This window comes from Rhodopseudomonas sp. BR0C11, assembly GCF_010820945.1.
Classification (GTDB): Bacteria; Pseudomonadota; Alphaproteobacteria; order Rhizobiales; family Xanthobacteraceae; genus Rhodopseudomonas; species Rhodopseudomonas palustris_H.
In genome coordinates, this window is sequence record NZ_QTKI01000183.1 from 1 (window position 1) to 9,004 (window position 9,004).

10 protein-coding genes are annotated in these 9,004 nt (G+C 64.6%); 7 read left to right on the plus strand and 3 right to left on the minus strand.

Annotated elements, in window-relative coordinates; translation table 11 throughout:
* Position 1: 1 nt before the first annotated feature.
* On the plus strand, positions 2–370 hold the full coding sequence (gene ndk, locus DYI24_RS14955; protein WP_349627781.1) for a nucleoside-diphosphate kinase: 369 nt from the start codon (positions 2–4) through the stop codon (positions 368–370).
* Between the two features lie 73 nt (positions 371–443).
* Positions 444–1,265: a TerC family protein gene (locus DYI24_RS14960; RefSeq protein WP_164572851.1), complete on the plus strand. Its 822-nt coding sequence runs from the start codon at positions 444–446 to the stop codon at positions 1,263–1,265.
* A gap of 84 nt (positions 1,266–1,349) precedes the next feature.
* Here the strand turns inward: DYI24_RS14960 and DYI24_RS14965 are convergent, their stop codons facing one another.
* Entirely contained in the window at positions 1,350–2,237 is an 888-nt protein-coding gene (locus tag DYI24_RS14965) for a Crp/Fnr family transcriptional regulator (protein ID WP_246701264.1), read from the minus strand.
* 382 nt (positions 2,238–2,619) lie between these two features.
* Between DYI24_RS14965 and DYI24_RS14970 the strand changes: the two genes are divergently transcribed.
* A complete protein-coding gene (locus DYI24_RS14970; protein ID WP_013502093.1) occupies positions 2,620–2,823 on the plus strand; it encodes a cold-shock protein in 204 nt (67 codons plus the stop codon).
* 63 nt (positions 2,824–2,886) lie between these two features.
* On the opposite strand, the gene purN is transcribed toward DYI24_RS14970, so the two are convergent.
* Entirely contained in the window at positions 2,887–3,540 is a 654-nt protein-coding gene (purN, locus tag DYI24_RS14975) for a phosphoribosylglycinamide formyltransferase (RefSeq protein WP_164572852.1), read from the minus strand.
* Between the two features lie 8 nt (positions 3,541–3,548).
* Positions 3,549–4,622 carry a phosphoribosylformylglycinamidine cyclo-ligase gene (purM, locus tag DYI24_RS14980; RefSeq protein ID WP_164572853.1) on the minus strand — a complete coding sequence of 358 codons (1,074 nt, stop codon included), beginning with the start codon at positions 4,620–4,622 and terminating at the stop codon, positions 3,549–3,551.
* 266 nt (positions 4,623–4,888) lie between these two features.
* On the opposite strand from purM, the gene DYI24_RS14985 reads away from it, so the two are divergent.
* From DYI24_RS14985 to DYI24_RS15000, 4 genes are all read left to right on the plus strand, one after another.
* On the plus strand, positions 4,889–5,434 hold the full coding sequence (locus DYI24_RS14985; protein WP_107344924.1) for a CDP-alcohol phosphatidyltransferase family protein: 546 nt from the start codon (positions 4,889–4,891) through the stop codon (positions 5,432–5,434).
* 30 nt (positions 5,435–5,464) lie between these two features.
* The gene (locus tag DYI24_RS14990) at positions 5,465–6,154 is read left to right on the plus strand and encodes a P-loop NTPase family protein (RefSeq protein WP_205502614.1); all 690 of its coding nucleotides are present in this window, start codon (positions 5,465–5,467) and stop codon (positions 6,152–6,154) included.
* 150 nt (positions 6,155–6,304) lie between these two features.
* Positions 6,305–8,515, plus strand: a complete 2,211-nt coding sequence (locus DYI24_RS14995) for an RNA degradosome polyphosphate kinase (protein WP_164572854.1) — start codon at positions 6,305–6,307, stop codon at positions 8,513–8,515.
* A 12-nt stretch (positions 8,516–8,527) separates the two neighbouring features.
* Positions 8,528–9,004, plus strand: a 477-nt coding sequence (locus DYI24_RS15000) for a Ppx/GppA phosphatase family protein (RefSeq protein ID WP_502706346.1), incomplete at its 3' end; no start/stop codon positions are given.

Genomic DNA, 9,004 nt, shown 5'->3' on the forward strand with positions numbered 1-9,004 from the left:
CATCACCGGCGCGATCAACGCGCTGATCGAAAAGGCCGGTCTGCGGATCGTCGCCCAGAAGCGCATCCGCATGACCCGCGACCAGGCCGAGACTTTCTATGCCGTTCACAAGGAACGCCCGTTCTTCGGCGAACTGGTCGACTTCATGATCTCCGGCCCGGTGGTGGTTCAGGTGCTCGAAGGCGAGGGCGCGATCGCCAAGTACCGCGACGTGATGGGCGCGACCGATCCGTCGAAGGCGGCTGACGGCACCATCCGCAAGGCGCACGCCAAGTCGATCGGCGAGAACTCGGTGCACGGTTCGGACGCGGCGGAAACCGCCAAGATCGAGATCGCGCAGTTCTTCTCCGGCAACGAAATCGTCGGATAAGCATTACCCGTCGGACGTCCCCGGCCGCTGATCCTCGGCGGCCGCGGGATGCCGGCGTAGTCGGGGAAAGATCGTGGACTGGGTGCTGCACGTCTTTGACCCCGCGACCTTCTGGTCGGTTGTCGCCCAATTCAAGAGCGGCGTTCAGCAACCCGAATTCTGGATCTCCGTCGGCAAGATCATCTGGATCAACGTGCTGTTGTCGGGCGACAACGCGCTGGTGATCGCGCTCGCATGCCGCGGGCTCAAGCCGAACCACAGATTGTGGGGCATGGTGCTCGGCGCAGGCGCAGCCGTCCTGCTACGCATCGTCTTCACCGGCATCGTCGCCACGCTGATGGAGTGGCCGTATCTGAAGCTGGTCGGCGGCCTGGCGCTGCTGGTGATTGCCGCCAAGCTGGTGGTCCCCGAGAACGAAGACGAAGACAGCGTCAAAGCGGCCTCGCATCTTTTGCACGCCGTTCAGATCGTTGTCGTTGCCGACATCATCATGAGTCTGGACAATGTCATCGCGGTGGCGGCTGCCGCGGATGGCAGCGTGCCGCTGCTGATCCTTGGGCTCGCAATCAGCGTTCCGCTGATCGTGGCGGGCGCGGCACTGATCCTGATGGTTCTGGAGAAACTGCCGATCCTGGTGTGGGCCGGTGCTGCGCTGCTCGGCTGGATCGCCGGGCAGGTGATCGCCACCGATCCGGTCGTGCTGCCTTTGGTGCACAAGCTCGATGCGCCGATCGGCGGTCAGCTCGATGCGCTGTTCGCAATGGTTGGGATGTACACGCGCCTCGCCAGCAACGGCGGCGTCGGCGAGCACTTGTTCGCCGTGGTCGGCGCCATCGTGGTGCTGATCGCGGGATCGATCTGGCGAAGCCGGCAATCGGTCGAGCAGGGCGCCTAACCGCAGCTTGCCGCTGCCGCGCCGGACAAGAAAAAAGCGAGCCGGGCGGCTCGCTTTTTCCATGAACCTGAAAGTGGGCTGGTCTCAGGCAGTTCCGGCGACTAAGCCGTGGTGGCTGTGATCGGCCCCATCGTGACCGCAGCACTCGACGGTGCGGGTGCGATCATAGGCTTCGCGCACAATGTGGTAGCAATCGCAGGTGCGGCTTTCCAGCGCCTGGCGATCCACGATCCGCACCGCACCGCGGCGCTTCTCCACCACACCTTCAGCTTCGAGCTGCAGCAGCGCGTTGGTGATGCTCGCACGGCGAACGCCCATGCTGGAGGCGAGCAGTTCGTGCGTGATGTACAGCACGTCGCTTTGAATGCGATCGTTCGCCAGCAACAGCCAGCGTGCGAGACGCTGATTGATTTCGTGCTTTGCGGCGCACAGCACGCTCTGTGTATTTTGGGCGATCAGAGCCGGCACGTAGCGCAGCATCTCTTCACGGATCTGCGGCCGGTCGGCCATCACCCGTGCCAGATCGTCGGCCTCGACCCTCAGCGCAGTTCCCGGCATGCACACGACCGAGCGCTGCGACGCGACATCGGCTCCCAGCACCAGCGGAACCCCGACGTAGCCGAAATAGCCGACCATGGCCGTTTCAACGAAGTCGGTGCGGGTTCCAGAGAGGTGCGACACCAGGCCGTCCTCGATGAAGTGAACGCATTCGACGCGTCGGTTGGCCTCCTGCAGTACAGCGCGACCGCGAAACTCGACGGGCCGGAGCAATGGTTTGAGCGCTTCGAAATCGTCCGGTGCGAGCTGCGCCAGAATTCGATTTCTCACCGCAGGAGAGCTAGCTTGAAGATCGTTCGCCAAAATATCAACGGCTCCTTGGTGATGGGTGGATGTCCGTGGAACCAGCTGCGCCGATTCAGAAGGGAGCTTACCGGACAGAGGCGGGGGTGGCCACGTCTGGCAGGTGTCCAATATTGTCGCATCCTCGCCGCAGTGGCGACGCAGTTCGGCAGTGCAGCAAACGGCACAGCTGCTCACATGCGCGAAATTGAGTCAGTGCGAGTGAAACAGGCAGCAGCGGTGAGCAGGACGAACTACGCGTGCTGCAGATTGCAGCGTGCGCTGCATCGGAACTGATCAGTTACGCTACGTACTACACGAGATCAGCACGGTGCGTTGCGCGACACTTGCTATACCACAAATTTCGTGTTGCAATTGACCCGCAATCGGATCTAGCCCCTTCGGCTTTATGTTTCGCGACTGGGAAATCGATATCGCATTGGGTTCGCCGTTTGTGGCGTGGCACGCGGGCAGCGTGCCGCGTCTTTTTTGTATCTAGATCGGGAGGCAGGCGATGCAAAAGGGCACCGTCAAATGGTTCAACCCCACAAAAGGGTATGGCTTCATCCGTCCGACCACGGGCGATAAGGACGTTTTCGTCCATATTTCGGCGGTCGAGCGCGCTGGGCTGAGCACGCTCAACGAGAACCAGGCGATCGAGTACGATCTGGTCGAAAATCGCGGTCGTACCTCGGCGGAGAACCTGAAGATCTCCTAATCCAAAGCCGAAGGTTCGTCGGACTGCCCCCGGTCGAAAGCCGGGGGAACTTCGTGCTGCCGCTCAGCTGGCGGCGGGCACGATCAGCGTTCGCTCAGCTGCGCTTTGCGTGGCGGACCGGCAGAGATCGCCGTCGAACCGGAGCAAGCCGGCAGCGAGCAGCCGCAGCGCCTCTGGGTAGATGCGATGCTCGACCGCGAGCACGCGTGCGGCCAGCGTTTCCGGCGTGTCGTCGTCCTGCACCGGGACCGCGCCCTGGACGATGATCGGGCCTGCGTCGGTGTCCGGCGTGACGAAGTGCACGGTGGCGCCGGAGATCTTGACGCCAGCGCGCAAGGCCTGGCCATGCGGATCGAGGCCAGGAAACGACGGCAGCAGCGACGGGTGGATGTTCAGCATCCGGCCGTACCAGCGCTGCGCGAACTCGGCCGTGAACAGCCGCATGAAGCCGCCGAGGCAGATCAGCTCGATGCCGCGCGCGTCGAGCTCGGCCTGCAGCTTGGCTTCGAAGCCGGCGCGATCCTTGCCGAACGGCTTGCTTTCGATCACCACGGTGGCGATGCCGCTGCGCTCGGCGATCGCAAGGCCGCCCGCCGTCGCCACGTTGGAAATCACCACAGCGATCTCGGCCGGAAAGCCGTCTTCAGCCGCGGCTTCGATCAGCGCGGCCATGTTGGAGCCGCGCCCGGAAATCAGGATAGCAACGCGAGGCTTCATCGGCGCGCTCACCAGGCGAGGTCGAGGTGGCCGTCATAGACCACGCGCTGCTCGCCCCTGGCGGCAATCACCTGACCGAGCAGGTGCACGCTTTCGCCGCTGGCGGTGAGGCTCTCAGTGACCTGATCGACGGCGTCGGCCTTGACGATCATGACCATGCCGATGCCGCAGTTGAAGGTGCGCAGCAGCTCGAGTTCGGCGATCTCGCCTTGTTCGGCGAGCCACTTGAACACCGGCAGCACCGGGATCCGCGGCAGGTCGATGCCGACGCCGAGATGCTTCGGCAGCACGCGCGGGATGTTTTCGGTGAAGCCGCCACCGGTGATGTGCGCGAGGCCTTTGACGGCGCCGGTGTCGCGGATCGCCTGCAGGCAGGACTTCACATAGAGCTTGGTCGGCGCCAGCAGCGCGCCGCCGAGCGTCATCACCGGCGAGAACGGCGCCGGCGCGTCATAGGGAAGGCCGGATTTCTCGACGATCTTGCGGACCAGCGAGAAGCCGTTGGAGTGCACGCCGGAGGACGCCAGTCCGATCACTGCGTCGCCTTCGGCAATGTCCTTCGACGGCAGCAGCGTGCCGCGTTCGGCGGCGCCGACCGAGAAACCGGCGAGATCGTAGTCGCCGTCCTTGTACAGGCCGGGCATTTCGGCGGTCTCGCCGCCGATCAGCGCGCAGCCGGACTCGCGGCAGGCTTCCGCCACGCCGGCGACGATCTCGGCGGCCGCCTCGGGATCGAGCTTGCCGCAGGCGAAGTAATCGAGAAAGAACAGCGGCTCGGCGCCTTGCACCACGAGGTCGTTGACCGACATCGCGACCAGGTCGATGCCGATGCCGGTGTGCAGGCCGGCGTCGATCGCCACTTTGATCTTGGTGCCGACGCCGTCGGTGGCGGCGACCAGCACCGGATCCTTGAAGCCGGCCGCCTTCAGATCGAACAGGCCGCCGAAGCCGCCGATCTCGGAATCTGCGCCGGCCCGTGCGGTGGCGCGCACCATCGGCTTGATCAGATCGACGAGCCGGTTGCCCGCATCGATGTCGACGCCGGAGTCGGCGTAGGTGAGGCCGTGCTTCCGCTCGGTCATGCCCGGTTTTCCCAATTCAAGCTGTGCGGCACCCGGGCATCCGTCGCCAGGGCGGAGCCCGCCGTCGATTTCGCCGGCGCGACGACGCTAGACCTAAGTCCCGCTTGTCCGCGCCCGGCCGATGTTTTGGGGTGGTTACGTCGGATTCCGCCAGCGTGCAATGGCTCGCAAGGGGACCCAGCATGGTCTATGTAGAAAACCAGCCCGCTCAACCGTCGAAAGTCGAGGTTTTTCGGCGGATTTGGGCCGGAAGCCGGGAACGTTGCGTGAGCATTCCAAACATCATTACGCTTTGCCGCATCCTGTTGGTGCCGGTGATCGTCTGGGCGATCGCGTCCAATGAGATGGAAATCGCCTTCGCGGTATTCGTGGTGGCTGGGGTCAGCGACGCGGTCGACGGGTTTCTGGCCAAGCGCTTCAACATGTCCAGTGAGCTCGGCGCGCTGCTCGATCCGCTCGCCGACAAGGCGCTGCTGGTCTCGATCTACGTCTCGCTCGGGATCTGGGGGGCGATCCCGCGCTGGCTGGTGATCCTGGTGGTGTCGCGCGACATCATGATCGTCGGTGCGGTGATGATCTCCTGGGTGTTCGGGCGGCCGATCCCGATGAAGCCGCTGATGGTGTCGAAGCTGAACACCGTCGCCCAGGTGTCGTTCGCCGCGCTGATCCTCGGCGCGCTCGCCTTCGGCTTCGAGCCGGCGCCTTACGACCTCTTTCTGATGGGCGCGGTGACCGTCTTGACCTTGCTTTCCGTCTCCCTCTATCTCGTCGAGTGGATGCGGCATATGAGCACGATCGAGCCAAGCCGTTGACCGCGTCGGCCGGCCGCGTTTTGGGCCGGCATGGAGCGCCCCGTGCCAGTTCGCGTTGAACCTCGACAATTAGCCCTCGACTTGCCGCATGCCGAAAGCCTGTCGCGCGAGGATTTCCTGGAAGGTTCAGCCAACACCGCGGCGCTGTCTCTGATCGAGAGCTGGCCGGACTGGCCCAACCGTATCATGATGCTGGTTGGCCCCGAGGGCAGCGGCAAGAGCCATCTGGCAGCGATCTGGGCCGAACTAGCGGGCGCGCGGTCGACCGCGGCGCAGGCGCTGAATGCCGCGGCGGTGCCCGGCGCGCTGGCGACCGGCGCGGTGGTGGTGGAAGATCTGGTGCCTGGCAGCTTCGACGAGCGGGCGCTCTTCCACCTGATGAACATGGCGCGGGAAGACGAAGCCTATGTACTGTTCACCGGCCGGGTCGAGCCGGCAGCCCTGTCGATCGACCTGCGCGACCTGAAGTCGCGGTTGCGGGCCGTGCCGGTGGTGTCCCTGCTGCCGCCTGACGATGCGCTGTTTCGTGCCCTGATCGTCAAGTTCTGCGCCGACCGCCAGATGTGCATCGACGCTGCGCTGGTCGGCTACCTCGCCAACCGGATCGACCGGTCATTCGTAGCCGCCCGCCAGGTGGTGGAAAAGCTCGACACCATGGCGCTGCGGCTCGGCCGCCCGGTGACCCGGGCGCTCGCCTCCGAAGTGCTGCGCGCCGACTAGCGCCCGCCCTGCGGCATATGGCGGGAAGGCGGGCCGCTTGACGGCTTCTGCGCCTCGTTTCTCAATGTCATGGAAACGTCATGCAGCGTCAGCATTGTCTCGCGGCGCCGCAGCCGCGGTGCGCCACATCCTGGTCTGGATCAATTTCTCATGGACTCCGAGCAAGTGATTGCCATCGAAGAGAAAAAAGGCGAAGCCGAGCCGGCGTCGATGATTGCTGCCGGCCCCGAGCGATTCATCAATCGCGAGCTGTCATGGCTTCACTTCAACCGTCGGGTGCTCGAAGAATCGGTCAATCCGCACCACCCGGTGCTGGAGCGGGTGCGGTTTCTGTCGATTTCGGCCAACAACCTCGACGAATTCTTCATGGTCCGCGTCGCCGGTATCAAGGCGCAGATCCGCGAGGGCATCACCGAGCGCAGCCCGGACGGCCTCACGCCGTCCGAACAGCTCGCGCTGATCAACGAGGCGGTCTCCAAACTCGCCAGCGACCAGCAGTCGATCTGGCGCGAGCTGCGCGGCGTGCTCGCCGATTCCGGTATCCTGTTGCTGGACGGCAAGGACGTCACCAAGGCGGAGCGGACGTGGATCGAGGATCACTTCCTCCACAACATCTTCCCGCTGCTCACGCCGTTGGCAATCGACCCGGCGCATCCGTTCCCGTTCATCCCGAGCCTCGGCTTCACCATCGGCCTGCAGCTGGCACGGGTCTCCGACGGCAAGCCGATGAACGCCCTGATCCGCATGCCGGCGCGGATCGACCGCTTCATCCGTCTGCCTGCGAACGGCCGCGACCAGACCGTCCGGGTGATGACGCTGGAGCAGGCGACCTCGCTGTTCATTGGGCGGCTGTTCCCCGGCTACCACGTCAAGGGGCAGGGCTCGTTCCGGATCATCCGCGACAGCGAACTGGAAATCGAAGAAGAGGCCGAGGATCTGGTGCGGCTGTTCGAGACCGCGCTGAAGCGGCGGCGGCGCGGGTCGGTGATCCGGATGGAGGTCGACGCCTCAATGCCGGAGGAGCTGCGCGTGTTCGTGCAGCGCGCGCTCACCGCGGCCGACGACGAGGTGTTCCTGGTCGACGGCGTGCTGGCGATGAACGAGCTGTCGCAGCTCACCCGGGTCGATCGTCCCGACCTCGAATTCGTGCCTTACGTGCCGCGGCATCCGGAGCGGGTGCGCGACCATGGCGGAGATATCTTCGCGGCAATCCGCCAGAAGGACCTGATCGTCCATCATCCCTATGAATCGTTCGACGTCGGCGTTCAGTTCCTGCAGCAGGCGGCGCGCGATCCCGACGTCGTCGCGATCAAGCAGACGCTGTACCGCACCTCGAACAACTCGCCGATCGTGCGCGCGCTGGCGGAAGCCGCCGAGGCCGGCAAGTCGGTCACCGCGCTGGTCGAACTCAAAGCGCGGTTCGATGAGGAAGCCAATATCCGCTGGGCGCGCGACCTCGAGCGCGCCGGCGTGCAGGTAGTATACGGGTTTCTGCAGCTCAAGACCCACGCCAAGCTGTCGCTGGTGGTGCGGCGCGAGGGCGGTAGCCTGACGACCTACATCCACACCGGCACCGGTAATTACCATCCGGTCACGGCGCGTATTTATACCGACCTGTCGTACTTCACCTCCGATCCGATCCTCGGTCGCGACGCTGCGCGGGTGTTCAACTACATCACCGGTTATGCCGAGCCGAGCGACATCGAGAAGATGGCGGTGTCGCCGATCACGCTGCGCAAGACCATGCTGGAGCACATCCGCGGCGAGACGACCTTTGCCCGCCACGGCAAGCCGGCCGCGATCTGGCTGAAGATGAATGCACTGGTCGATCCGGAAATCATCGACGCGCTGTACGAAGCCTCGCGGGCAGGGGTCTCGGTCGAACTGGTGGTTCGCGGCATCTGCTGCCTCCGTCCGGGCGTACCCGGTCTGTCGGACAACATCCGGGTCAAGTCGATCATCGGCCGGTTCCTCGAACACGGCCGTATCTATTGCTTCGGCAATGGCTACGGTCTGCCCAGCGCCAAGGCAGCGGTGTACATCTCCTCCGCCGACATGATGCCGCGCAATCTCGACCGCCGGGTCGAAGTGCTGTGCCCGATGCTCAACCCGACCGTGCATCAGCAGGTGCTGGAGCAGATCATGGTCGCCAACCTGAAAGATACCGAGCAAAGCTGGCGGTTGTTGCCGGACGGATCGTCGACGCGTATGAAGGCGGCCAAGGGCGAGGAGCCCTTCAACGTCCACAACTACTTCATGACCAATCCGAGCTTGTCCGGCCGTGGGAAGTCGCTCCAGGAATCCTCACCCCGCCGGCTCACCCGGCGTGCTGAACGTCAGCAGTCCCAGCAATCTTCCTAAGGGACGACGACGTTGAGCAAGCAGCCGCACAGGCGCGAACCCAGCGTCGCCGTCATCGACATCGGCTCGAACTCCGTGCGTCTCGTGGTCTACGAGGCGCTGGCGCGCAGTCTGGTCACCGTCTTCAACGAGAAGGCGCTGTGTGGCCTCGGCCGCGAAGTGCAGACCACTGGCCTGCTAACCAAGGATGCCGTCAGCAAGGCGCTGGTGGCGCTCCGCCGGTTTCGTGCGCTGATCCGGGTGATGAAGGTTGGCAAGGTATTCGCGATCGCGACCGCCGCCTGCCGCGACGCCAAGAACGGTCCCGACTTCATCGCCGAGGCCGAACGGATCTGCGGCGTCACCATCGAGATCCTGTCGGGACCGCGCGAGGCCAAGCTGTCGGCGCTCGGGGTGATCTCCGGCGTGCATAAGCCCAACGGCGTCGTCGGTGATCTCGGCGGCGGCTCGCTCGAACTGATCGACGTCCGCGGAAACGCGGTGCGCAAG

Excerpts from the sequence above, each read along its gene's own strand:
- DYI24_RS14970 (WP_013502093.1), top strand. The coding sequence starts at position 2,620 with ATGCAAAAGGGCACCGTCAAATGGTTCAACCCCACAAAAGGGTATGGC.
- purN (WP_164572852.1), bottom strand. The coding sequence starts at position 3,540 with ATGAAGCCTCGCGTTGCTATCCTGATTTCCGGGCGCGGCTCCAACATG.
- purM (WP_164572853.1), bottom strand. The coding sequence starts at position 4,622 with ATGACCGAGCGGAAGCACGGCCTCACCTACGCCGACTCCGGCGTCGAC.
- DYI24_RS14990 (WP_205502614.1), top strand. The coding sequence starts at position 5,465 with ATGGAGCGCCCCGTGCCAGTTCGCGTTGAACCTCGACAATTAGCCCTC.
- DYI24_RS14995 (WP_164572854.1), top strand. The coding sequence starts at position 6,305 with ATGGACTCCGAGCAAGTGATTGCCATCGAAGAGAAAAAAGGCGAAGCC.